At 62.0% G+C, this 22,274-nt stretch carries 22 protein-coding genes; 14 read left to right on the top strand and 8 right to left on the bottom strand.

All coding sequences use genetic code 11. From position 1 onward, the window contains the following. Positions 1-41: 41 nt before the first annotated feature. The 6 genes from fdhA to ACFUCV_RS07490 form a co-directional block, all read right to left on the bottom strand. Entirely contained in the window at positions 42-1,253 is a 1,212-nt protein-coding gene (fdhA, locus tag ACFUCV_RS07465) for a formaldehyde dehydrogenase, glutathione-independent (RefSeq protein WP_380814076.1), read from the bottom strand. Between the two features lie 209 nt (positions 1,254-1,462). Beyond that, entirely contained in the window at positions 1,463-1,981 is a 519-nt protein-coding gene (locus ACFUCV_RS07470) for a DinB family protein (protein WP_380814078.1), read from the bottom strand. 90 nt (positions 1,982-2,071) lie between these two features. After that, positions 2,072-2,704: a lactate utilization protein C gene (locus ACFUCV_RS07475; RefSeq protein ID WP_380814080.1), complete on the bottom strand. Its 633-nt coding sequence runs from the start codon at positions 2,702-2,704 to the stop codon at positions 2,072-2,074. Then, positions 2,701-4,233 (bottom strand): LutB/LldF family L-lactate oxidation iron-sulfur protein, encoded by a 1,533-nt coding sequence (locus ACFUCV_RS07480; protein ID WP_380814082.1) that lies wholly within the window; start codon positions 4,231-4,233, stop codon positions 2,701-2,703. Before ACFUCV_RS07480 ends, ACFUCV_RS07475 begins: the two co-directional genes overlap by 4 nt. Further along, the gene (locus ACFUCV_RS07485) at positions 4,230-5,027 is read right to left on the bottom strand and encodes a (Fe-S)-binding protein (RefSeq protein ID WP_380814083.1); all 798 of its coding nucleotides are present in this window, start codon (positions 5,025-5,027) and stop codon (positions 4,230-4,232) included. Before ACFUCV_RS07485 ends, ACFUCV_RS07480 begins: the two co-directional genes overlap by 4 nt. A 108-nt stretch (positions 5,028-5,135) precedes the next feature. Continuing rightward, positions 5,136-6,257: a hypothetical protein gene (locus ACFUCV_RS07490; protein ID WP_380814084.1), complete on the bottom strand. Its 1,122-nt coding sequence runs from the start codon at positions 6,255-6,257 to the stop codon at positions 5,136-5,138. Between the two features lie 550 nt (positions 6,258-6,807). Here ACFUCV_RS07490 and ACFUCV_RS07495 point away from each other — a divergent pair. The 12 genes from ACFUCV_RS07495 to ACFUCV_RS07550 all read left to right on the top strand — a co-directional run bounded on the left by ACFUCV_RS07495 (position 6,808) and on the right by ACFUCV_RS07550 (position 17,882). Next, positions 6,808-7,401 carry a TerD family protein gene (locus ACFUCV_RS07495; protein WP_380814086.1) on the top strand — a complete coding sequence of 198 codons (594 nt, stop codon included), beginning with the start codon at positions 6,808-6,810 and terminating at the stop codon, positions 7,399-7,401. Between the two features lie 56 nt (positions 7,402-7,457). Continuing rightward, positions 7,458-8,039, top strand: a complete 582-nt coding sequence (locus ACFUCV_RS07500; protein ID WP_380814089.1) for a TerD family protein — start codon at positions 7,458-7,460, stop codon at positions 8,037-8,039. A gap of 72 nt (positions 8,040-8,111) precedes the next feature. Further along, positions 8,112-8,693: a TerD family protein gene (locus ACFUCV_RS07505; RefSeq protein ID WP_380814091.1), complete on the top strand. Its 582-nt coding sequence runs from the start codon at positions 8,112-8,114 to the stop codon at positions 8,691-8,693. Positions 8,694-8,746: 53 nt separating this feature from the next. Further along, positions 8,747-9,940, top strand: coding sequence for a toxic anion resistance protein (locus tag ACFUCV_RS07510; RefSeq protein ID WP_380814094.1), 1,194 nt, complete (start codon positions 8,747-8,749; stop codon positions 9,938-9,940). Positions 9,941-9,970: 30 nt separating this feature from the next. Beyond that, positions 9,971-10,528, top strand: a complete 558-nt coding sequence (locus ACFUCV_RS07515) for a hypothetical protein (protein WP_380814096.1) — start codon at positions 9,971-9,973, stop codon at positions 10,526-10,528. Beyond that, a complete protein-coding gene (locus tag ACFUCV_RS07520) occupies positions 10,516-11,067 on the top strand; it encodes a TerD family protein (protein WP_380814098.1) in 552 nt (183 codons plus the stop codon). Before ACFUCV_RS07515 ends, ACFUCV_RS07520 begins: the two co-directional genes overlap by 13 nt. A 9-nt stretch (positions 11,068-11,076) precedes the next feature. Beyond that, positions 11,077-11,958 carry a hypothetical protein gene (locus ACFUCV_RS07525; RefSeq protein ID WP_380814100.1) on the top strand — a complete coding sequence of 294 codons (882 nt, stop codon included), beginning with the start codon at positions 11,077-11,079 and terminating at the stop codon, positions 11,956-11,958. A gap of 37 nt (positions 11,959-11,995) precedes the next feature. Beyond that, positions 11,996-13,177: an HpcH/HpaI aldolase/citrate lyase family protein gene (locus ACFUCV_RS07530; RefSeq protein WP_380814102.1), complete on the top strand. Its 1,182-nt coding sequence runs from the start codon at positions 11,996-11,998 to the stop codon at positions 13,175-13,177. Next, entirely contained in the window at positions 13,174-14,679 is a 1,506-nt protein-coding gene (locus ACFUCV_RS07535) for a phosphoribosyltransferase domain-containing protein (protein WP_380814104.1), read from the top strand. Before ACFUCV_RS07530 ends, ACFUCV_RS07535 begins: the two co-directional genes overlap by 4 nt. Further along, positions 14,676-15,845 (top strand): cysteine protease StiP family protein, encoded by a 1,170-nt coding sequence (locus tag ACFUCV_RS07540; RefSeq protein WP_380814106.1) that lies wholly within the window; start codon positions 14,676-14,678, stop codon positions 15,843-15,845. Before ACFUCV_RS07535 ends, ACFUCV_RS07540 begins: the two co-directional genes overlap by 4 nt. Continuing rightward, positions 15,842-16,678: an HAD family hydrolase gene (locus tag ACFUCV_RS07545; protein WP_380814108.1), complete on the top strand. Its 837-nt coding sequence runs from the start codon at positions 15,842-15,844 to the stop codon at positions 16,676-16,678. Before ACFUCV_RS07540 ends, ACFUCV_RS07545 begins: the two co-directional genes overlap by 4 nt. Positions 16,679-16,805: 127 nt before the next feature. Next, on the top strand, positions 16,806-17,882 hold the full coding sequence (locus tag ACFUCV_RS07550; protein WP_380814110.1) for a DUF1524 domain-containing protein: 1,077 nt from the start codon (positions 16,806-16,808) through the stop codon (positions 17,880-17,882). Positions 17,883-18,090: 208 nt separating this feature from the next. Here the strand turns inward: ACFUCV_RS07550 and ACFUCV_RS07555 are convergent, their stop codons facing one another. Beyond that, the gene (locus ACFUCV_RS07555; protein WP_380814111.1) at positions 18,091-18,231 is read right to left on the bottom strand and encodes a hypothetical protein; all 141 of its coding nucleotides are present in this window, start codon (positions 18,229-18,231) and stop codon (positions 18,091-18,093) included. A 537-nt stretch (positions 18,232-18,768) separates the two neighbouring features. Between ACFUCV_RS07555 and ACFUCV_RS07560 the strand changes: the two genes are divergently transcribed. Both ACFUCV_RS07560 and ACFUCV_RS07565 read left to right on the top strand, forming a co-directional pair. After that, positions 18,769-19,176, top strand: coding sequence for a hypothetical protein (locus ACFUCV_RS07560; RefSeq protein ID WP_380814113.1), 408 nt, complete (start codon positions 18,769-18,771; stop codon positions 19,174-19,176). 223 nt (positions 19,177-19,399) lie between these two features. After that, positions 19,400-20,686, top strand: a complete 1,287-nt coding sequence (locus ACFUCV_RS07565) for an MFS transporter (RefSeq protein WP_380814115.1) — start codon at positions 19,400-19,402, stop codon at positions 20,684-20,686. 31 nt (positions 20,687-20,717) lie between these two features. Here the strand turns inward: ACFUCV_RS07565 and ACFUCV_RS07570 are convergent, their stop codons facing one another. Continuing rightward, positions 20,718-22,223, bottom strand: a complete 1,506-nt coding sequence (locus ACFUCV_RS07570) for a TIGR01777 family oxidoreductase (protein WP_380814117.1) — start codon at positions 22,221-22,223, stop codon at positions 20,718-20,720. Positions 22,224-22,274: the final 51 nt, after the last annotated feature.

A 22,274-nucleotide genomic window follows, 5' to 3' on the forward strand; every position in this document is an offset into this window, starting at 1 on the left:
GACTCCTCCAGCAAGGGCGCAGGCGCCCGCGGCATCTGTGGCTAGTTCAAATAACCGTTGGGGTTCAGGACATACTTGGTGGCCGCACCGGCGTCGAACTCGGCATAGCCGCGGGGCGCGTCGACCAGGGAGATGGCCTGGGCGTTGACATTCTTGGCGATGGAGACCTTGTCATGCAGGATCGACATCATCAAGCCCCGGTGGTACTTCATGACGGGGCACTGGCCGGTGGTGAACGCCAGCGACTTCGCCCAACCGGTGCCCAGGCTCAGCGAGAGCGCCCCCTTCTTGGCCGCTTCATCGGACGCGCCGGGATCGCCTGTCACATAGAGGCCAATGATTCCCAGGGAACCACCGGCATTCGTGACGTCCATCAGGGAGTTCAACACCGTCGCCGGCGCTTCTCCGGCGTCCGAACCATGCCCGCGGGCTTCAAAACCAACGGCATCCACAGCACTGTCCACGGTGGGGGAGCCAAGAATCTGCTCAATTTGTTCGCCCGGGCCGCCCTGGGTCAAATCAATGGTTTCACAACCAAAGCTGCGTGCCTGCACGAGCCGCTCCGCGTTCATGTCACCGACAATGACCACGGCGGCGCCAAGCAATTGGGCCGACGTCGCCGCTGCCAGGCCCACCGGACCTGCCCCGGCAATGTACACGGTGGAGCCCACGGTGACCCCGGCGGAGACGGCGCCATGGAATCCGGTGGGGAAGATGTCAGAGAGCATGGTCAGGTCCATGATCTTTTCCAGCGCCTGGTCCCGGTCCGGAAACTTCAGCAGGTTCCAGTCGGCGTAGGGCACCAGCACATACTCGGCCTGGCCACCCACCCAACCGCCCATGTCCACATAGCCGTAGGCGCTGCCATAGCCGGCCGGGTTCACGTTCAGGCAAATGCCCGTTTTGCGTTCCTTGCAGTTGCGGCAGCGTCCACAGGAGATGTTGAAGGGGACCGAGCAGATGTCCCCCACCTTGATGAATTCAACGTCAGGTCCCACCTCCACCACCTCGCCGGTGATCTCATGCCCCAGGACCAGATCCGACGGCGCGGTGGTGCGTCCGCGCACCATGTGCTGGTCGGACCCGCAAATGTTGGTCGCAACAGTCTTAAGGATGACACCGTGGGGCACCTTCCGCCCCACATTGGAGGGGTGGACCCCCGGCCCGTCCTTCAGTTCAAAGGTGGGGTAGTCGATGTCAATGACTTCGACAACCCCGGGGCTCTTGTAGGCAACAGCTTTGTTTCCTGACATGGAGTGCGCTCTTTCTCTAAGTTAGTTTGAAAGGCATCCGATGAGGCCTTCCGGTGCAACGAGAAATCAATTCGACGCCGATGCCTGCCCTGCCATGGTTGGAAATCGAACAAGCTGATGCAAACTTGCCTGGCGGCGACGGATTCCAGTCAGTCTAGGGAGTATCGCCGGAATTTGTAAGGGCACCGGCACACGTGGGAAAGACGCCCTTATTTGCGCCACAGCCCGTCAGCGAGCCCCTTGATGTAGGCGGCCTGCCCGGCATGCTGCAGGCAATCATCCACAATGCTGACCAGCCGCACCCCCAAGGTCACGGGCGGGTCCCAGTGGTCATCAACAATTTTGTCGAGTTCCACATTGTCCAGGCCCCGAAGAAAGCCAAGACTCTGCGCCAGCACTGCTTCGTGATATTGGCGCAGCAGGTCCAGACCCTTCAGCTGAACCGCGTCCACCTGCTGCGGGGAGTGCCCGTAACCGGTATCTTTCTCATCCAAGGCAAAGGCAAACCTCGGCGCGTAACCGGCCGCGCTCCAAATGCCGTCTATGCCGGCAACTTCCGCAATTTGTTCATCCTGGATCCTGGCCAGGTGCCACAGCAGCCAGGCAATGGAGTTGCCCTCCCCGCCGGGGCGCCAATTCACCTTGTCCAGCTCCAAACCTTCCAATACCCCCGAAACCACTGTCTCGATCCGGCCAAAGGCATCACTGAGCACTTCCCAAGTTTCCATGACGGCCATGCTGCCACCGGAAAACGAAGCTGTCGAGGCCCGCCTCCGCGCCGGCCCGATTACCTGCCCGATTACCGGCGCGCAGCGGCCTCAGAGAAGAATGATGACGTCCAAGGTCCGCGGACCATGCACCCCTTCAACACGTTCCAGTTCAATGTCGCTGGTTGCACTGGGCCCACTGATCCATGTTTGCGGGCGCGTGGGCTCCAGACGGGCAATGGCCTCGGGCAGGACCTCCACAATGTCTGCGGCCCGCAAAAGGCAAATATGCCTGTCCGGTACGAGCGAGATGACCCGCCGCCCTTGGCCGGCACTGCCGTCCAACATGATGGTGCCGGTTTCCGAGACCGCCGTGGCCGCCCCCGTCACTACGGCATCCACGGCGTCGAGCTCGGCGACTGACAGGGGCCGTTCGGGTGAGTCGACGTGCACGGCGGGGGTGCCGGCGTCGTGTAGGGCGTTGAGCCATTCCTGGGGCAGACCGTGCGGGACCACCACGGCCGAACTTCCCGCCAGCAGCTGCGCCACCCGCGCGCCCGCCTCCGCCGTGGGCGTGAGGAACACATTGGCCTTGTAATCCACCAGGCGGTCCACCAGTTGCTCGAGGCGTTGCTGCGCCGTCATGGTGGAGCTGCGCCGGTATGCCCGCGGCACCATGGGCGCCTGGGGTGCGTCACTCAAGGCGGATTTAATCCTGTTCATGATGTCCTCGCGCGCGCTCATGCCTGCTCCCCTTCCCCGCCACGGGCGGCCTTTTCAGCGACGGCGCCGGCGCCTTTCCCATGCTCCTTGTCCCACCAATGTCTAAAGGACTGCGTGGGCGGGGCCGGAATGTCACGGCTTTGCGTCCAGCCACCGGCAATACCGGGGAGTTTCTTAATGATCTTGTCCCGTCCTGCAGCCAGTGTCCCCAGGGGCAAGCCCTTCTCCAGCAGCCCCAAGGTGGTGCCGCTGGAAAACGCCCACTCGGCCGCTTTCATCATCAAATCCATTTGGCTGGGCACCTTCAGCTTCGCCCGTTTGGAATCCACGTCCTCCCCGCGCAGGTGCACCAGGATTTCAGGAATGTTGATCTTCACCGGGCAGGCGTCAAAACACGCCCCGCACAGTGAGGATGCGTACGGCAGGGAATTGTTTTCTTCACTCTTGATGCCTGTCATGAGGGGCGAGAGGATGGCGCCAATGGGCCCGGGATAGGTGGAACCGTAGGCGTGCCCGCCGGTGCGTTCATAGACGGGGCAAACGTTCATGCATGCCGAGCAGCGAATGCAATTCAGCGCGGTGCGGCCATATTGGTCCGAGAGCGCCGCCGTGCGGCCATTATCCAACAGCACCAAGTGCACTTGCTGCGGCCCGTCTCCGGGGGTCACCCCTGTCCACAGCGAGGTGTAGGGGTTCATGCGCTCGCCCGTGGAGGATCGTGGCAGCAGCTGCATGAATACCTCCAAATCACTCCAGGAGGGCAACAACTTTTCAATGCCCATGACAGTGATCAGGGTTTCCGGCAGGGTCAGGCACATCCGGCCGTTTCCCTCGGATTCCACCACTGTCAGCGTGCCCGTGTCCGCCAGACCGAAATTGGCCCCCGAAACAGCCACCTTGGCCGTGAGGAACTTTTTGCGCAGATGAGTCCTGGCGGCTTCAGCCAGGCGGGCGGGTTCGTCCGTCAAGTCCGGGTCCACCACGGGCATCTCCCGCAGGAAGATCTCCCGGACCTGGCTGCGGTTTTTGTGAATGGCCGGGACCAGGATGTGGCTTGGCTTGTCATGGTCAAGCTGCACAATCAGTTCTGCCAGGTCGGTCTCGTAGGCAGCAATGCCCTGCTCTTGAAGATATTCGTTCAAACCAATTTCCTGGGTGGCCATGGATTTGACCTTGACCACCTCGGTCTCCCCGGTTTCACGAATCAACGCCGTGACAATCTCATTGGCTTCCTGTGCATCCCGGGCCCAGTGGATGATGCCGCCGCGGGCAGTGAAGTTCGCCTCAAACTGCTCCAACAAGGCCGGCAAATTGGCCATTGTGGCATCCTTGATGGCGCTGCCGGCATCCCGCATGTCCTCCCAGTCGGGAAGTTCGGCCACCACTTTCAGGCGCTTGTCGCGGATGGTGTGGGTGGCGTGCCCCAGATTGGCCCGCAACTGCGCATTGCCGAGCTCGCGGTGCGCGGCCTTGGGAAAGGCTTCGGTGGCGTTGAGGTTGCCATGACCATAAACAGGCAATGCGGGCATGCCCAGAAAAGTGTTGCTCATCGCTTGCTCCCTGCCAATTTGATCCCGCCGGTGACCGTGACGGGGTTCTCCAGCGTGCTGGCCAAAATTTCTGCAAAGTGCAGCGTGCCCACATTGCTGCCTTGGCGTGAAAGCCCGCCACCAATGTGCAGGAGGCAACTGGCGTCACCACCAGCACACAACTGCGCCCCCGTGCCACAAATGTTGGCTGCCTTGTCAGCATTCATGGCACTGGACACATCGGCGTTCTTCATGGAAAAGGTTCCACCAAAACCGCAGCATTGATCCGCTTCGGGCAGCTCCACCATCTCAATGCCGTCCACACTTTTGAGCAGATTCAACTGCCGGTCCTGCAATTTCAGCAACCTCATGCCGTGGCAGCTTGGATGGTAGGTGACCTTGTGCGGAAAATATGAGCCCAGCTGTTCAGCCGCGTTGGTCACGCCCAGGACGTCCGTCAGCAGCTGCGAAAGTTCGTATGTCTTGGCGCCCACCACGGCGGCCCTGGCCTCGAGCGCCGCATCGCCGCAGCGCCGGGCCACGAGCTCATGCTGGTGCTTCACGCTGGCAACGCAGGAGCCGGAGGGTGCCACGGCCACATCGTAATCGTCGGTGTCAAAGGCGCGTACGTGGTTTGCCACCACTGCGTGGGCTTCCTTGAAGTAACCGGAATTGACGTGCATTTGTCCGCAGCACGCCTGCCCAGCAGGGAAAACCACCTCGTGCCCCAGGCGTTCCAGCAGCGTGACAGTGGCGCGTGCGGTGCGCGGATACATGGCATCCACAATGCAGGTGGCAAAGATCGCGATTTTCATGAATCTCACTGTAGGACAAAAATGTCCAGCTGTGGACTGACCACACCCTAACTTGTCCATTTGTGCTGCTTTTTTGCATTCCTGTCCGGTAAGTTGGCGCTCCGCTGCTCAGCGTTTGGCAGCCTCGGAGACCTTGAACAGCCTGGCTATCAATTTGGGGTCCACAATTTCGGTGCGGATCACCTCGCTCAGGGATTCCGCGGTGGTGGCAATGCCGGTTCGACGCCGCACCTCCCTGCGGAGCTGGTCGAGGACCGGTTCGGAGAGGATTACATCCAGCAGCGCTCCCGGTTCCGTGGCCGCGCGATGGCGCCAGACGTCGTCAATCCTTCGGCGTTTGAGAGCTTCCTTGTGCAACAGGAACATCAGCTCGGTCTTTTCAGCCAGGCTGGCTGGCCCCAAGAGGTCGACTTCAAAGGCAAGATCCACCACCACGGGAAGCCCGCCGGTGAGGTGGTAGGCCTGCCAGACGGCACCATTGGTCAAAACCATCCACTCCACACCCTCATTGACCGCATACATGAGGACTTGGCGCAAGTGACGTTCATTGAGTTTTTGGCTGATGCGCTTGACCTCAATAAAGGCCACCATCTGCTTGTCAATGCGCACCCCGTAGTCCGCAAAGTCCTGCTTCACCATGTACTCGGTGGTGAGATCCTTGAACTTGTCATAGTCCAAGCCTTCACACAACAGATCCGTCACCACCATACGGGTGTCGCCCTCATTGGCGTCCCGGGCCCGCAAAGACTCCAAGGGCTTAATGCACCGTTTGATGGTTCCCTGCACTTGCTCCATGGCGGCGGTTTCCCACTTGGGGGTTCTGGAAACGGCGGCCTTGGGAGATATTTTCAGGGGAGGATCGGGCAGAATGACCTCTTCCGCAGCCAACTCCGCCCCAGGGGCTGCCGCCGGCGGCACCGGTTCCTCCATGGCACCCATTTCAACCGGCACGGGCACGTAGCCCACGGGCAGCTGCAATTCATCAGGCAACTGCAAAAATGGTTCAACAACCCCAAAAGCTGCCTGCTTCAACATCCATTCAATGGTGGGCGCCCACATTTGGACCACTGTTTCCCCGTCCCCGTCAACGGAGACCACCTTGGTATGGGCAATCATCACCAAATGGTTTTCTTCAGGCACCTGGTGTCCAGCAAGGGCAGTTGCTTCCGCCCACTGCAGCAAAATGTTCAGCCGCCGCTGCCCTTTGGCGTCCAGCAAAATAGCACTCAAGTCCCCAACTCCTTAGTTCAGCCAAACTTTCAACAACTTCGGTCCGAGGAATCCAGGCAGGCACCCCAGCGGCATGGACAGCAATGGGCATGACCTTACTGCCTGTGCCTGAAGCCGGTGTTATATCGGGCTTTTGCCCGTAACAATCACGTACCCCTGATACAGCTCAGGCCAAGCTGCGGGAACTTGTTGGGCCCGTCAACCATTAGGAATATGTAGGCTCACCAGAGATAATTGGGATTGTTCGATCCACGCGTGAGCCGACGGGCCGCGTGCGGCCGCAGTACCATCGTCCATGCCATCCGGGCGCCAAGCACCGGGGGCCTCATGAGGAGCTTGTCAGCGCGTGTTCATGAAGACATTTGATTGGTCCCCGGGGATCAACGCACTGGCGCTGACGGTTGCCCATTTACTGCGCGGATTGCAGGCCCTCACGGCCTTCCCGCGAATTCCAGACTTCCACCCGCTAAAGCTGGGCTTGGGCGGCGCAATTCCCCAACCAGCAAACCCATCCACTTAAACCCGCACAACCTCAAAGGAGAAGAACGCTATGGGACTTAGTTTGCAAAAGGGCCAGGCCCTTTCATTGAAGAAAAACGACGGCGCTGCCCTGACCCGGGTGCGCATGGGACTGGGCTGGGATTCGGCAGCCCCCACCAAGCGTGGTTTCTTTGGCGGCTTGAAGAAGGAAGCCGAAGTGGATCTCGACGCTTCGGCAATCTTCTTTGATGCCTCCGGCAAGGCCCTGGACAATGTGTTCTTTAACCAGTTGAAAAGCAAGGACGGCTCCACCCAGCACACCGGTGACAACCTTACTGGCGAGGGTGACGGTGATGATGAGGTCATTCTCGTGGACCTCTCCAAGGTTTCCCCCGCCGTGGCCCAGATAGTCTTTGTCATCAGCAGCTACAGCCGACAGACCTTCGACACCGTTGCCAACGCCTTCTGCCGCCTCGTGGATGATTCAACTCCCGGCTCCCCCGAAGTGGCCCGCTTCCAGCTCACCGACGCCGGCACCCACACTGCCATGATCATGGCCAAGGTTTCCCGCGAAGATGCCGGCTGGAAGTTCACAGCCTTGGGCGAACGCGCCAATGGCCGCACCGTCATGGACCTGGTACAGCCTGCAGCAGCAACCCTGTAGGGTTTCGCCAACGGTTCGTTTAGTTCACCAACTTCGCATTAAGGAGTTCAGTTTCAATGGCATCTTTGACACTTTCCAAGGGCAACAACCTTTCGTTGACCAAGGCGGATCCCGGCTTGACCAAGGCTGTGGTGGGGCTTGGTTGGGATCCCCGCACCACCAGCGGTGAGGCGTTTGACCTGGACGCCTCTGCCCTGCTGATTGGGCACAACGGCAAAGTCCGCTCCAATGACGACTTCATCTTTTACAACCAGCTCGAAGCCAAGGACGGCTCCGTCAAGCACCTGGGTGACAACCGCACCGGCGAAGGTGACGGTGACGACGAGCAGATCCTGATTGACCTCACCGCGGTATCCACCGACATTGACAAGGTGATCATAGTTGTCTCCATTGATCAGGCCGATGCCCGCCGGCAGAACTTTGGCCAGGTGCGTGACGCGTACTGCCGCGTGGTGAACCAGGACACGGATCAGGAAGTGGTTCGTTACGACCTTTCCGAGGATGCCGCCTCCGAAACCACCATGGTCTTTGCTGAGATCTACCGCAATGGCGCCGAATGGAAGTTCCGTGCCGTGGGTCAGGGATATGCAAGCGGTTTGCATGGCATTGCCACGGATTACGGGATTGTTTTGGACTAGTTTCGCTTCGGGAGTGTGGCGGCAGACCGCACCCCGCCCCTGCACCATTACCTAGTAAGGATGAGAACCCTCATGGCTGGACTGACACTTGCAAAAGGCAACAACCTTTCACTGACCAAGACCGATCCTGGTCTGCAAAAGGCAGTGGTGGGTTTGGGCTGGGATCCGCGCACCACCACCGGTGAAGCATTTGACCTCGATGCCTCGGCGTTGCTCGTGGCCGCCAACGGCAAGGTCCGCTCCGCCGATGATTTCATCTTCTACAACCAGCCCACCGCCAAGGACGGGTCCGTCTCCCACCTTGGTGACAACCGCTCCGGTGAGGGTGCAGGGGATGACGAGCAGATCCTGATTGACCTGACAGTTGTCGCTCCCGACGTCGAGCGCGTCGTCATTGTGGTCTCCATTGACCAGGCCGACGAACGCCGGCAGAACTTTGGCCAAGTTCGCGGCGCCTACTGCCGCGTGCTGAACCAAGCCAACGACTCTGAAATTGTGCGTTTTGACCTCAGTGAAGACGCTGCCCCTGAAACCTCCATGCTGTTTGCCGAGATTTACCGCAGCGGCGGGGAATGGAAGTTCAAGGCAGTGGGCCAGGGCTATGCCACGGGCCTGGCCGGCATTGCCGCCGACTTTGGTGTCCCGCTGGGATAATTCCCACCCCTGCCCCAACTCCCTCCGCCTTGAAAGATGAATTGGATCCGACTATGACTTCACCGTTGACACCTCCTTCTGAAACCGAGACGGCCTTGGTCCTCAAGGCCCCTGACGCGCCCGCCGTTGTTGCCGTCGAAGAGGCCCCGGGCATGGTTCCCGTTCCGGCGGAACGCCAGGCGGAGATTCATGCCCAGGCTCGGGATTACATTAGTGAAATTGCCGCCTATGATGCCCGCAGCCCCGAGTTCACCAGCAAGATAGATGGCATTTCCAAGCTGGCCGGGAATGAGATGACCACGTCCTCGAATGCTTCCAGCCGCATGTTGGAGCGTTCCACCACGTCCATGGCCGGCGCCAAAAAAAGCGGCAACGGCCCCCAGGCCCAAGTGGCCGGGACCTTGAACGAGCTGCGGACCACCGTTGAGGACCTCACCCCCAATAATGCCGATCTAAGTGTGGGAAGAAAGATTCTGGGTTTCATTCCGGGGGGGAACAAACTGGCCAAGTACTTCCAGAAGTATGAATCGGCCCAAACCCAGCTTGATGCGATCATCAAGTCCCTGATGGCCGGGCAGGACGAGCTCCTCAAGGACAACGCCTCCCTGGCCGGCGAAAAGGTTCAGCTGTGGGAGACCATGCAAAGCCTGAGTGAATATGCCGTTTTCGCCAAGGCATTGGATGCTGCCTGCGTGGAGAAGATTGACGCCACCCGTGCCGCAGGTCAAATTGAGCAGGCCCAGAAACTCGAAGCCGACGTCTTGTTTCCCATTCGCCAGCGCCACCAGGACATTCTGACGCAGCTTGCAGTGTCGGTGCAGGGCTACCTGGCCATGGACCTGATCCGGAAGAACAACCTGGAACTCATCAAAGGCGTTGACAGGGCACGCACCACCACCATTTCGGCGTTGCGCACCGCAGTCATTGTGGCGCAGGCACTGGCGAACCAGAAGATGGTCCTGGACCAAATCGACGCCATCAACACCACCACCAACAACATGATTTTGAAGACCTCTGAGATGCTCAAGGACCAGACTGTGCGCATCCACGAGCAGGCATCCACCTCCGGTGTCAGCGTGGAAACGTTGCAGAAGGCCTTTGACAATGTTTTCCAGACCATGGACGCCATTGACACCTTCCGGGCCTCGGCGGCCAGGAACATGGAAGGCACTGTCCACGCCCTGGAGGACGGACTGGCCAAGGCCAAGCCGTATTTGGAGCGCTCACGCCAGTCCGAACGGGACTAGCACCACCAAGCATGAGGCAAGGATGATGCAATGATTGGCCGTTTTGGGTCGGGAAGATTTGGCGGCGGTGGGCCGGCGGCGGCGCCCCCGCAGCCCGCCGTCGACCCCGTTGCGCAGGAAATTGCGCAAATGGGGGCAGCGGTGGATGCGCTGCGGTCCTCCGTGCGCCGCTCCGGCAGCAAATTGCCCCCGCTGTTGACCTCGCAGTTGCGTCAATTGGGTGATCTCATGCGGGACGCAGTGGCGGACATTTTGGTGCGGGGCTGTTCCACGGAGCAGCGGGTGCTCCTGAACGCGATGATTTGTAGCTATGTGCCCACACCTTTGCAGGCGTACCTGGCCTTGCCGCCAACGCATCACGGGGAGGAATCATCGGCAACATTCCTCTTCGCCGAGCAACTGGCCACGCTGGAAGCGACCTTGAAGGACTTGCTCAATCAAATCCGGATTGGCGCCGTGGAGGAACTTTCGACGCACGGACGCTTTTTGGCCGATAAATTTTCCGCCCAGGACGCCGCCCTGCAGCTTCAACAACCAGCAACCGACCGAGACCCATTGCGTTTGGAGGGCCAGACTTGGCAACACTAGTGGCGGGGGCCAATGCCGCACTGACGGCAGAAAATCCAGGACTGGACCATGTAGTGGTGGGCATGGCATGGGACACCATTCCTGCCAGGGGGCCGCAAACCGAGTTGGTTCCCTTTGCCGTCATGTGCGACTCCAGTGGCCAGGCCGCATCCAATGAGCACCTGGTGTTCTTTAACCAGCTGGTCAGTGTTGACTCCTCGGTGACATTTTTGGGCGACACCGACCAGGAGCAAATTGACGTGGACCTTTCAAGTGTCCCGGCGGAGATTTCAAAAATTGTTTTCTTCGTCTATGTCGATCCCGAGTTCCGCGGCCCCGGTACGTTCTCCTCCGTGCGCAGCGCCCATATTCGTGTTGCCACCGCAGAGAACCGGGAGCTGGTCCGCTTTGACTTGTCGACCTCGGGGCTGGAGGCCGTAACGGCAATGATCTTCGGGGAACTGTACAGGCACCGCAATGATTGGAAGTTCCGCGCCCTTGGCCAGGGTTACAGCACGGGGCTGGCCGGAGTGGCCAAAGACTACGGAATCAAGCTGTAGGCCAGAACATTGAATCCTTCCCCGTCCCCCCGCACCGACCTCGGATTTTTGCGTCGCCGCATCAAGCCCGGAACAGTGCCCACGCCGTCGTCCGGCACGGCCACCACCACGGCCGCCACTCCGCCCGCCCGCGCCGCCACAGTCCAGGCCCCGGCAGGGACTTCAGCGCCGCCGTCTGGACTCGTTCTAGGCCGTTCCAGCGGTTCCGCCGCTGCCGCACCGTCATCAACCCCCACCGGCACCCGCGCATCCGCTTCCCTCAGCCTGGGCCAGGGCGGACCGGCACGCGGCGCTGCGGCACCGCCGGCCAGCGGTCCGCGGGCCAAGGCCTTGGCAGCCCAACGGCAAAAGGCACAGCATGAGGATCATGAGGTGGGCCTGCTCTTTCCCGCGCCCGGAATTGCCGAGCTGTACGAGCTGAACCTCGCGGAGCGCGTTTGCCGGCTCTCACCCCTGGAGTCGGCCGTGGGTACCCTGGTCATCACGGGCAGCACCGCCACTGCTTGGGAAAGCGTGCGCTTTGTCGCGGGCGGGCGGACGGTGGACGGGCACCAGGTGGGCACGCCCATCATGACCACCGGGAACCGTGAACTGGTGGGCTACCAGGGCCCGGATGCCCTCATTTCGCTGCGCCATGTGCGGCATTTGCGTCGCGCCCTTTTCATGAACCGCAGCAATGCAGCCATGGGGGTGAGGCTGTTTTCCGGTAAAACCGTGGCCCTGCCCCCTGCCGCCAACGGTGCCCAAATTGTGCTGCTGGTGCACCGCATTGGCAATGTGCTGGAGCTTCGGGCCGAGCCCGTCCCGTTGGACTGGCCGGATGTAAAAATTTGGCAAGAGTTTGATTTCACCATGACCCACCGGGCGCCGTCTTCAACGTATGGTCGTTAAGGCTCCAGTCACTCCCTGCTCTCTGCCGAAAGGTCTCATGCGCCATTTCCGTTCCCTGCCAGCTGCCCAATCGGCGGCACTTTTCCACCGCCTCCCCGCCGAGGTGTCAGTGCACAGCGGCCCGGAACTTCAAGCGGTCGCTTTGGGGGGAACCCTTTACACCCCGGCCAACCGGCCCGACCTGGTCAAGGATGTGCTGCGGCAAAGCGAACTTGGTTGTGGATCCATGGTGTTGTGCCTGGAGGATTCCATTGCCGACGCGGATGTCCCCAGCGCCGAAAAGGCAGTGGTAGCCACCTTGGAAACCTTGGCGGAACGTGGCGGGGATCTGCCCCTGCTGTTTGTGCGCGTGCGCACGCCCGGGCAGTTGCTGACGGTGGCACGCCAGGCCGGTCCCGCAACAGCTGTGTTGGCAGGGTTTGTGATTCCCAAGTTTGATAACGAATCCGGTGTGGCCGCCGCCTTCTTCGACGCATTGCACCTGGTCCAGGCCGAACTGGGCTTGGACGGCCGGACCGCAGGCAAACATCGCCTGCGCATCATGCCCATTTTGGAGTCCCCGGCCGTCATCCACGTGGAAACCCGTGCTGCGGCATTGCAGAACATTGCTGCCTTGCTGGCGGCCAACCGTGCGGATGTTTTATCCATCCGGATTGGCGCCACTGACATGGGGAGCGCCTTCGGCCTGCGGCGCTCCAGGGACCTGACCATCTATGACGTCAAGGTCGTGGCCAATGTCATCAGTGACATTGTCAATGTTCTGGGCAGACCCACAGGTGGTTTCATTATCTCCGGTCCCGTATGGGAGCACTACAACAACACTGAACGGGTGCTGCGTCCGCAGTTGCGCGCCACACCCTTTGCCGGCACCCAGGAGCGGGAACTGCGCAAACGCATCATGACGGCCAACCTGGATGTGTTGATTCGTGAAATCGAGTTGGACCTGGCCAATGGGCTCTTGGGTAAAACCGTCATTCACCCCACGCATGTGGCATTGGTTCGTGCCATGAGTGTGGTCAGCCACGAAGAATACCTGGACGCGCTGGCCATTGCCGGGAACGTCAACGGCGGTGCAGCCGCCTCACCCTACGGCAATAAAATGAACGAGATGAAACCACACCAGGGCTGGGCCCGCAGCACACTTTTGCGTGCAGAGGCCTTTGGTGTTTCCGCATCCGACGTGACATTCGTGGATCTGCTGGAAGGGAGCATGCCGTGACTGCTGCGCCCACCGCACATTCTTTGACAGCCGACGTGCCATGGAACGGTGACTTTGTGGCCAGGGAACTTGGAGTGCGCCTGCACAGCGATCCTGCTGCCGCCGTGGCTGTTGCAGAGTTGGTGGGTTTGGCGCTTCGCCGCAATCCCAAGCGGGCGCACCTGTTGGTGTCCACGGTTCTGGCCAAACATATCCCTGCCGAGCCTGCCTTGGTGATGGCGGCAGGTGCTTTGCTGGGAGCCTTTGTGGCCGCGGAACTGGAAGCGGCACTCGGCGGCGGCACCGGGGCCCACAACGTTGGCCTGCACCGTGGATTGAGCGCTGCGGCTGCACAGTTGAGCACGGTGTTGCACTCCACTGTGGGTCAGCGGGGCAAAGCCCTTGCGGCCCTCACAGCCCAGCTGGAGCAGCTGTCCAGCCAGGCCCCCGAAGCCATTGTCATTGGTTACGCCGAAACGGCCACCGGCCTGGGACGCTTGGTGGCGAACGCCCTGGGAGCCTTTTACATCCACTCCACCCGTCATGCCACCCCCGGCGTGGAGCCGTCCGCGGGATTCCAGGAGGGGCACTCCCATGCCACCTCCCATGCCATGGTGCCCACTTCCCCGCAGTGGCTTGACGGTGACGGACCGGTGGTGCTGGTCGACGACGAATTCAGCACGGGCTCAACTGTCATCAACACCATTCGTGAACTGCATGCCTTGGTGCCGCATTCCTTGTACGTGGTGGCGGCCTTGATAGATTTACGCAGCGCCGCCGACAAGGCCCGCTTTGAGGCCCTGGCCGCGGAACTGGATTGCCGGATCAAGGTGACGGCGCTGGGCACCGGCCACATTGAACTGGGTTCAGACATTCTGGGCCGTGCCGCGGAACTAATTGCCGAACTGCCGCCAGTGGAGGCCGGCACGGTTGCCGCCGGACGGCTGAGCTTTGTGGAGCTTTCAGCAGCGCAGGCCGCCCCCATCCGCAGTGACCGTTTTGGCAATGCCGCACCGCCGGATCAAACCACCATTGCAGCCATTGCCCGCCAGGTTGCCGCGCATCTTCAAACCACGGCCTGCCAGGGCCCGGTTGCAGTGGTGGGGTGTGAGGAAAACATGTTCCTGCCCCTGGCGGTGTCCCATGCCCTCGAGGCCCTGCTGCCCGGGACGCAGGTACTGTTCTCCACCACCACCCGCTCACCCATTGTTCCCGTGGACACCCCGGGATATGCCGTCAATGGTGCACTCAGCTTCGCCAGCCACGACCTCAGCCACGATGGCCCCGGGATCCGTTTTGCCTATAACCTCAACGGCTCGCACCAGCGCCCCGGCACCATTGTGGTGTTCCCCGAACCCGGCACCCCGCGCAACGCAGTGGTGCACAGCTCCGTCTCCCAGCTGCCCTCATTGGGGGCGGCCATGGCCACCGCGGCACGGGACGCTGTAGTGGTCCTCCTGCCCGCAGACATCCCGTCACCGTGTTCCACCACCGCACCCCGCCAGGAAAGCAGCGCCTCATGAACCAGTTGACACTCCCCACCCCGCTAAGGGGCCCGGACTTTGGCTCCTACGCCGCGCATGAGGTGACCTGGTTGCTGAAAGACCTCAGCCATGTGCCCCTGGAGGCGGCCACTGCAGAGCGGGAACGCGCCATTCAATCAGGTGCCGCGAACTATGCCGAATCCCTTCCCGTGGAATACTCCCCCAGTCCCGAATACCAAGCCCTTTACAACCAGGCCCTGGAGCGCGCGGGCGAGCGGATTGCCACAGCCGTGGGCGTGGTGACGGAATTGGCGTTGGCGGCCCGGGACGGCAATCCTGTGCTGGTGTCCCTGGCCCGGGCCGGTACACCCATCGGCATCCTCATGCGCCGCTGGGCCCGGCACGTCCACGGTCTGGACGTGCCGCACTTCACCATGAGCATTGTGCGCGGAGTGGGCATGGACCACAACGCCCTGCGTTATTTGGCAGCGCACTTTAGGCCCGAACAGATCCTGTTTGTGGACGGATGGACGGGCAAGGGCGCCATCTCCCGGGAACTCGCGGCAGCCGTGGATGATTTTGCCACTCAAACGGGCATCCGCTTCCACGCCGATTTGGCGGTCTTGGCGGATCCGGGCCACTGTGTATCCATGTTCGGCACGCGGGAGGACTACTTGATCCCCTCCGCGTGCCTGAATTCCACCGTCTCGGGTCTGGTTTCCCGCACCGTGTTTAACCGTGAACACATTGATCCTGGTGATTTTCACGGTGCCAAGTTTTACGCACAGCTCGCCGGCAATGATGTCTCCAACGACTTTCTGGACGCCATTGCCGCACACTTCGACTCCGTTGGCGCAGCGGTGGCCCGGCAGCTGGCAACACAGCAGGGCCAAGTCCCGGAGGTGACGTGGAGTGGCTGGGATGCGGTGGAAAAAATCAGTGCCGATTACGGGATCAACAACGTCAACCTGGTCAAGCCCGGCGTGGGCGAGACCACCCGCGTGCTCCTGCGTCGTGTGCCCTGGCGGGTGCTGGTCAATCCCGACGCCCTGGAGGATGTGGCCCACGTGCTGCTCCTGGCCGAACAGCGCGGCACGCCTGTGGAGGACGTTCCGGGACTGCCCTACAGCTGTGTGGGACTGATCCATCCGCAGTTTGACAAGAGCGCCGTGGGTGCCGACGGAAAGGCAGTGCCCAACGCATGAGTGTTGCACCTTTGGTGGCGTGTGATCTGGACCGTACCCTCATATACTCCAAGAGCGCGCTCTGGCTTACGGGGGCCGACAAGGACGCACCTGCCATGGTGGTTGCGGAGGTCTATGACGGTGCCCCGCTGTCTTACATGACGCGCACGGCGCAGGAGCTGCTCAGCCAAGTGCAGCGTGCCGCCACCTTTGTTCCCGCCACCACCCGCACGCAGGCGCAATATGAACGTGTGCAGCTGCCCGGCGCCACTGCAGAGTATGCGATAACTTCAAATGGTGGTGTGCTGCTTCATCATGGGGTGCCTGATGCCGCCTGGAACACGGAATTGGCTGCCTTGATGAATGCCAATTGCGCACCCCTGGAAAGCATCGAGGCCCACTTGGCACGGCCGGAATTTTCGGCCTGGATATTGCGTCTGCGCCGGGCCGAGGATTTGTTTGTCTACGCCATTGTGGACCGTGAAGCCATGCCGGCAAGCTTCCTGATCGAGTTGGAGGATTTGTGCGCCGGCGGCGGTTGGACAGTCTCAGTGCAGGGGCGCAAGCTTTATTGCGTGCCGGCCCCCATCAACAAGGCAGATGCCCTGGCTGAAATTGCCCGGCGCACCGGCGCCGACACCGTCATTGCGGCCGGGGATTCCTTGTTGGATCAGGGCATGTTGGAGTTCGCGCAGCTGGCTTTCCGGCCCCTTCACGGGGAACTGCACGACGCCGGATTTGCCGCCCCCCAGCTTCGGCTCACCTCCCAACGGGGCATTTTGGCCGGGGAGGAAATGCTGCGGGAAATTCTTGCGGAGGTCACAGCGGGCGCCAGCGTGGAGGCACGGGCGTAAGTGCGGGGCGTCGGGCACTAAGCTTGAGTCTTATTGCCCTATTTCACCTTGGGAGAACTCTGCCTTGCCTTCATCCACCGCGCCTTCATCACGACTTCCCCGCACCTTCAGGTCCAGTGATTTCATCTTGGGATCTGTTCTTGCAACGGTCCTGTTCACCGCCACCGCCTGCGGCGGGGCACCGGCGGCGGCACCGGCGTCGGACGCCTCCGTGGAGACGGCCACTGCCAGCGCAAGCCCACAGGCCCAGGACATCGCCGCCGATGTTGCGCCCTTGGATGGTGACACGGTTCCTGATGCCGGCAACGCCAGCCTGGCAGGCACCGTTCAGCCGGCCTATGCAACCACGGCCCTGGCAGCTTTGGCCACCTTGCCCATCAAGGGGCGGGCGCCGAAGACCGGTTACAGCCGGGAAGAGTTTGGCCCGGCGTGGGCGGATGTGGACAGGAATGGCTGCGATACCCGCAATGACATCTTGGCGCGGGACCTGGCCGCTGAGACATTCAAGCCCGGCACTCACGACTGCATAGTGCTCACGGGCGGGCTCGCCGACCCCTACACGGGAACCACCATTGATTTTGTCCGTGGCCCGGCAACGAGCAGCGCCGTCCAAATTGACCATGTGGTGGCCCTGAATGACGCATGGCAAAAAGGCGCCCAGCAACTCTCTGCGGATCAACGCATGGCCTTTGCAAATGACCCGTTGAATTTGCTGGCCGTGGATGGTCCCAGCAATCAACAAAAAGGTGCCAGCGATGCCGCCACCTGGTTGCCGGCCAACAAGTCCTTCCGCTGTGAATACGTGGCCCGGCAAATATCCGTCAAGGCCACCTACTCGCTGTGGGTGACTGCGGGTGAACATGATGCCATGGAAAAGGTCCTAGCGGACTGCGCGGACATTTTGGCCCCCACCAATCAAAAGGCTCCTGCGCCCGCAGCCCCCGCCGAAGCAGCCCCGGTCGCCCCGGCCGTGCCCGTGGCCCCCGCGGAGGCAGCCCCGGTGGCACCGGCCGCCCCGGTCGTGCCCGCGGCTCCCGTGCCCGCGGCTCCCGCGGAGGCAGCTCCGGTGGCGCCGGCCGTGCCCGTGGCCCCCTACCCCAACTGCGCCGCGGTGCGTGCGGCAGGCGCCGCACCCATCTACGCTGGCCAGCCGGGTTTTCAGTCAAAACTGGACCGCGATGGTGATGGCGTGGGTTGCGAATAAACACCTGCAATGACCGGTGCCACGCCAAACAAAACAGCCCGCACTGTTCCTTGTCGCCAAGGAACAGTGCGGGCTGTTTTATGGATGGGTTGGACACCAACATGGGCGTGGGCATTTTTAGGATCGTGGCCCTGCCCCAATTGCCGTTGACAGTGGTGGTGATGGGTAATGGCCATCAATGCCACCTCCCTTCTGGAAGCGGCGTTCACTAGCGGATGGTGTGCAGATTGATTGCCATGAGGTCCTGCTGCGCACGCACACGAACCTGCTCAAGTTTCTGCTGGTCCAAGGGCGCATTGAACACCCGCTGCAGCGTTGAAGAACGCTTGGGATATGAGGACTTTTTCATTTTTCACCCCCTTTGCTGTAAATGTTAAATAAAACGGATTTGTGGCGCGGCAAATAAAGCCTCTGTTTATTTTGATAAAAGGCATTATGAGAGCACAAAAGTGCGCGAATGTTTTTGTGCATGAAAAGCCACGTTTGCCGCTGGGCGTTAAACCTGAAGGATTGGTGGCTTGGGACGGCTGTGGTTTAGCAACCACAGCATTCGTAACGTGGGGTTGTTACGATGTCCTGGAGTCGCGGCCAGTGGGGGCCGTACCGAACATATGATCTGCGGTCTTGATTACTGTAAACATCATGGCCTCCCTTCTGCTTGCACGCGGACATTCCGGGATTAATTCACCGGAACTGTTTATAAGATACCCCATTCAAACCCGGGCGCACCAGTAAATTGCCAAAATAGTTCAATTATTTCCTGCAGTTTTGTTTTGTGTTGCAGCCTTCCGCTGTTTGCAGACCTTGGACGGCAGCGCCGCAGCCAAGCCGGCGTGGAATTAAAACTTGCCCTGGTAACCATCCGGCTCTTAACTAGACTTGCTGCATGGGTTCGCGCAGTGACAGACCTCTGATACCTGCCATGTGGCAGCGCCGCGACACGGCAATCCTGCCGCTGTGGCGGGAGCGGTTGTCTGTGCAAATGGGGCAGGCTGCGGCAGGCCGCTATGCTGCCGGGTTGTTTGTGGAGGACCGGCGGAGACCCATTGCCCAGTGGTACAACCCTGCCCTGGACTGTGCCCTGTTGGTGGGAATTGAAACGTCGGCGGAGTGGCCTGTGCAGCGCTTTGGTTTGTTTTACGCCCCGGCCGGTGGCGGGGTGGTCCGGGTGCGGACCAACATCCACCAGTGGTACATTCGCAGGCCCCAGCAGTCCCCCACGGAAGACGAGGCATTTGCTGGTGCCGTGCGCTCGGCCGAGGCTTTCCTGCAAGTGGAAATGGGCTTCCTTTAGTGCATCCGCACCTGCCGCGCAGGCAGCTTCCTTGCCGTCCACGGGCCGGGCACGCAGCCCGCCCGGCCGCAATGGAATCCTGCCCTGCGGCGGGCCGGGCGGTCAGGCCAGTGGCATCTTCCGGGTGGTTGTCTTGGTCCGGTGCATCCTCTGTCACACTGGTTTGGTCCACTTCCACCTCAGGGCACAGCCATCGCACCCGTCCGGCAACAAGGATCAACACATGAGCCATCCCCATGTTCAGCGCCGCAACCAGATCGTACTGGTTGTGGGCCAGCTGTTGTCAGGGGTTGGCGTTGCGTCAGGGGTGGCCGTGGGCGGCATATTGGCTGCCCAATTGGCTGGTACCACCGCGGCGTCCGGCTTTGTCCAGACAGCGTCGGCCCTGGGTGCAGGGCTGGTTGCCGTGCCGTTGGCCAATCTTGCGGTGCGGGCCGGACGCCGATGGGCGTTGAGTGCCGGTTTTGCGTTGGGCGCCGCGGGGGCAGCCATGGTGCTGTTGGCGGCTTTCCTGGGGCAGTTCTGGCTGATGGCCGCCGGCATGCTGTTCTTTGGCTCGGCCACTGCCGCGGGCCTGCAGGCCCGCTACGCCGCAGTTGACGGGGCTTCGCCCGAGAAGGCCGGCCGGGCCATGGGGATCGTCATCTGGGCCACCACTGCTGGTTCGGTGGCGGGCCCCAACCTGTCCGAGCCGGGAAGGTTGTTTGGCATCTCGCTGGGCCTGGTGCCATTGTCGGGCCCGTTTGTGTTCTCGCTGGCAGCCTTCGTCACGGCGGCCCTGGTCATGGCCGTGTTCTTCCTGGCACCGGCTGCCGGCACGCCTCCAACCGGTGCCGGCCAGGGCAGCCCGGCCCCGGATCCGGCAACTTTGGCGAAATCACACGGCGCCTGGCGCGCGTTGCGCCTGGCCAGCCACAACCCGCGCGCCTTGGCCGCTTTGGCCACCGTCACGGGCGGGCACGCCATCATGGTGGGCGTGATGGTCATGACCCCCGTCGCCATGGACGCGCACGGGCATTCCCTGGAGGTCATCGGCGTCGTCATCAGCCTGCACATTCTGGGCATGTACGCAGCCAGTCCGCTCTTTGGCTGGTTCGTGGACAAGCTCGGCGCCCTCACCGTGGTGCTGATGGGCTGCGGCATTTTCCTCGCCGCAATCATCACCGGCGCGGTGGTTTCAGACAGCAGCGAACCGTTCCCCATGTCCCTGGCCCTGACCCTGCTGGGACTTGGCTGGTCGGCGTGCCTGATCGGAGGCTCGTCGCTGCTGAATGCATCTGCGCCGGAAAAGCTGCGCGTCCCCCTTCAGGGCGCGAACGACATGATGATGAACTTCGGCGCCGCCGCCATGGCAGCCCTGGCCGGACCGGTCCTGGCGGCCGGCGGCTTCTTGTGGGTCAACATGATGGCGGCCGCCGTGCTGATTGTCATGGCTGCCCTTGGCCTGCGCGCCCTGCGCACGGCGCCGGATGCAGCCGCCGCGGAGCAGGTCACCGGCACGGCGTCCTAGCCCGGATGGGAGTTTGGGGCCCGCTGGCAGTTCAGAGCGGCGGGTGGCCCAAAATGTGGCGCAGCGCCGTTTCCAGCTCGGGGGTGCGGAAGTCGTAGCCCAATTCCTGGATTTTAGCGGCCGATGCACGCTGGCTCGCGAGCGCAAGCTCGGCGGCGCCCTGTTCGCCCAGCAGCAGTTTAGGGCCCAGGGCCGGCACCTTTACGGCCGCCGGCCGGCCCAGCACACGGCCCAGGGTGGCTGCAAATTCCGCCGCCGTGACCGGATGGGGCGCCACCCCGTTGACGGCGCCGCTTGTCTTGGCGTCCAAGGCGGCGTGGGCAAAGATTCCGGCAATGTCATCAACACCAATCCAGCTTTGCCACTGTTCATTTCCCAGAGGTCCGCCCACTCCTGCAAGGTACAGCGGAAGCAGCCGCTGCAGGACGCCGCCCGCGGCGGAGAGCACAATGCCTGTACGAACGTTGACCACCCTGACTCCGGCCTCGGCGGCAGGCGCACAGGCCGCTTCCCAGTCCCGGCACACGGTGGCCAAAAAGTCGTCCCCCACCGGGTCGGATTCCACAAGTTCCCTCGACTCTTGGCGCATTGACTGCAGGGAAGTTGATGCGGCCGCAGCATTCGGGTGCGCCCCGTAGTACCCCACGGCGGAACCGGACACCAGTGTGCGCTCCACCCCGTCGGCCGCCAAATCCGCCAGGCTCTGCGCCAGCAGGCGCGTGCCGCGGATCCGGCTCTGGTAAATGGCCTCCTTGGTGGCGTCAGTGAACCGTCCACCAATGGGATGGCCGGCCAAATGCACCACAACGCTGGCCCGTGCCAGCCCTGCGGTGTCCAGGATGCCGGCGTCGGGGTCCCAGAAGATTTCCTCCGCGTTCCGCGGTGCCCGGCGGACCAGCCGCAGCACGGTATGCCCGCCGCCTGTCAGCAGCGCACACAGCGCCCGCCCCACCAGCCCTGACGCCCCGCTGACCGCAATCACCTTGGCTTCACCCTGATGCGTGGCATGAAATGCCAGGTCGCCACGGAGCTGGCGTTCCCGGAAGGCGAACATGCGTTGGAGTTCGGCGTCCATTTTTCCGCCGGCCCACTCTCCGCGGGCAGCAGCCGGGAGCTCGTAATTGACCTCATCCACCATGATGGTGCTGCCTGCATCGCCGTCACGGAAGCTGTGCTTGTGGGTCCACGCAGCCAGCGGGCCCTTGTCCATGACGTCGGTAAAGCTGGTGCCGGGCACCAGTTCCGTGTGCAGCGCGTCCCAGCGGACCTCGGGGCGCGTCCATTTGCTGCCTGCAATGGATTTGGGCAGCAGTCCCCGAATGGTGCCCGCCGCCGAACCCAGCCACATGCCCAGGCCGCCGGGCGCGCTGACGCCCATGGCCGCCGTCGACCCTGGATTGAGGCCGTCGCTTGGCTCGGCCAGAATGGAGCCAAAGAACGACGGCGTAAGCCGCACCAGGGCACCGGGCCGGGAAAACCAGCCAAACACATCCTCGCGGGCGTAAGGAAGGTGCGTTTCATAGTGAAACACTGGCATGGAATCCTCCTGCTGGTAGTTCCTGGACGGCTGCCGCGTTGACACAGGCAC

This window comes from Specibacter sp. NPDC057265 (assembly GCF_042668835.1).
GTDB lineage: Bacteria > Actinomycetota > Actinomycetes > Actinomycetales > Micrococcaceae > Specibacter.

Coding starts and splice junctions, on each gene's coding strand:
- ACFUCV_RS07475 (WP_380814080.1), bottom strand. CDS start 2,704: ATGAGCGCGCGCGAGGACATCATGAACAGGATTAAATCCGCCTTGAGT.
- ACFUCV_RS07510 (WP_380814094.1), top strand. CDS start 8,747: ATGACTTCACCGTTGACACCTCCTTCTGAAACCGAGACGGCCTTGGTC.
- ACFUCV_RS07470 (WP_380814078.1), bottom strand. CDS start 1,981: ATGGAAACTTGGGAAGTGCTCAGTGATGCCTTTGGCCGGATCGAGACA.
- ACFUCV_RS07530 (WP_380814102.1), top strand. CDS start 11,996: ATGCGCCATTTCCGTTCCCTGCCAGCTGCCCAATCGGCGGCACTTTTC.
- ACFUCV_RS07540 (WP_380814106.1), top strand. CDS start 14,676: ATGAACCAGTTGACACTCCCCACCCCGCTAAGGGGCCCGGACTTTGGC.
- ACFUCV_RS07480 (WP_380814082.1), bottom strand. CDS start 4,233: ATGAGCAACACTTTTCTGGGCATGCCCGCATTGCCTGTTTATGGTCAT.
- ACFUCV_RS07560 (WP_380814113.1), top strand. CDS start 18,769: ATGGGTTCGCGCAGTGACAGACCTCTGATACCTGCCATGTGGCAGCGC.
- ACFUCV_RS07565 (WP_380814115.1), top strand. CDS start 19,400: ATGAGCCATCCCCATGTTCAGCGCCGCAACCAGATCGTACTGGTTGTG.
- ACFUCV_RS07545 (WP_380814108.1), top strand. CDS start 15,842: ATGAGTGTTGCACCTTTGGTGGCGTGTGATCTGGACCGTACCCTCATA.
- ACFUCV_RS07495 (WP_380814086.1), top strand. CDS start 6,808: ATGGGACTTAGTTTGCAAAAGGGCCAGGCCCTTTCATTGAAGAAAAAC.
- ACFUCV_RS07505 (WP_380814091.1), top strand. CDS start 8,112: ATGGCTGGACTGACACTTGCAAAAGGCAACAACCTTTCACTGACCAAG.
- ACFUCV_RS07570 (WP_380814117.1), bottom strand. CDS start 22,223: ATGCCAGTGTTTCACTATGAAACGCACCTTCCTTACGCCCGCGAGGAT.
- ACFUCV_RS07485 (WP_380814083.1), bottom strand. CDS start 5,027: ATGAAAATCGCGATCTTTGCCACCTGCATTGTGGATGCCATGTATCCG.
- ACFUCV_RS07555 (WP_380814111.1), bottom strand. CDS start 18,231: ATGAAAAAGTCCTCATATCCCAAGCGTTCTTCAACGCTGCAGCGGGTG.
- ACFUCV_RS07500 (WP_380814089.1), top strand. CDS start 7,458: ATGGCATCTTTGACACTTTCCAAGGGCAACAACCTTTCGTTGACCAAG.
- ACFUCV_RS07515 (WP_380814096.1), top strand. CDS start 9,971: ATGATTGGCCGTTTTGGGTCGGGAAGATTTGGCGGCGGTGGGCCGGCG.
- fdhA (WP_380814076.1), bottom strand. CDS start 1,253: ATGTCAGGAAACAAAGCTGTTGCCTACAAGAGCCCCGGGGTTGTCGAA.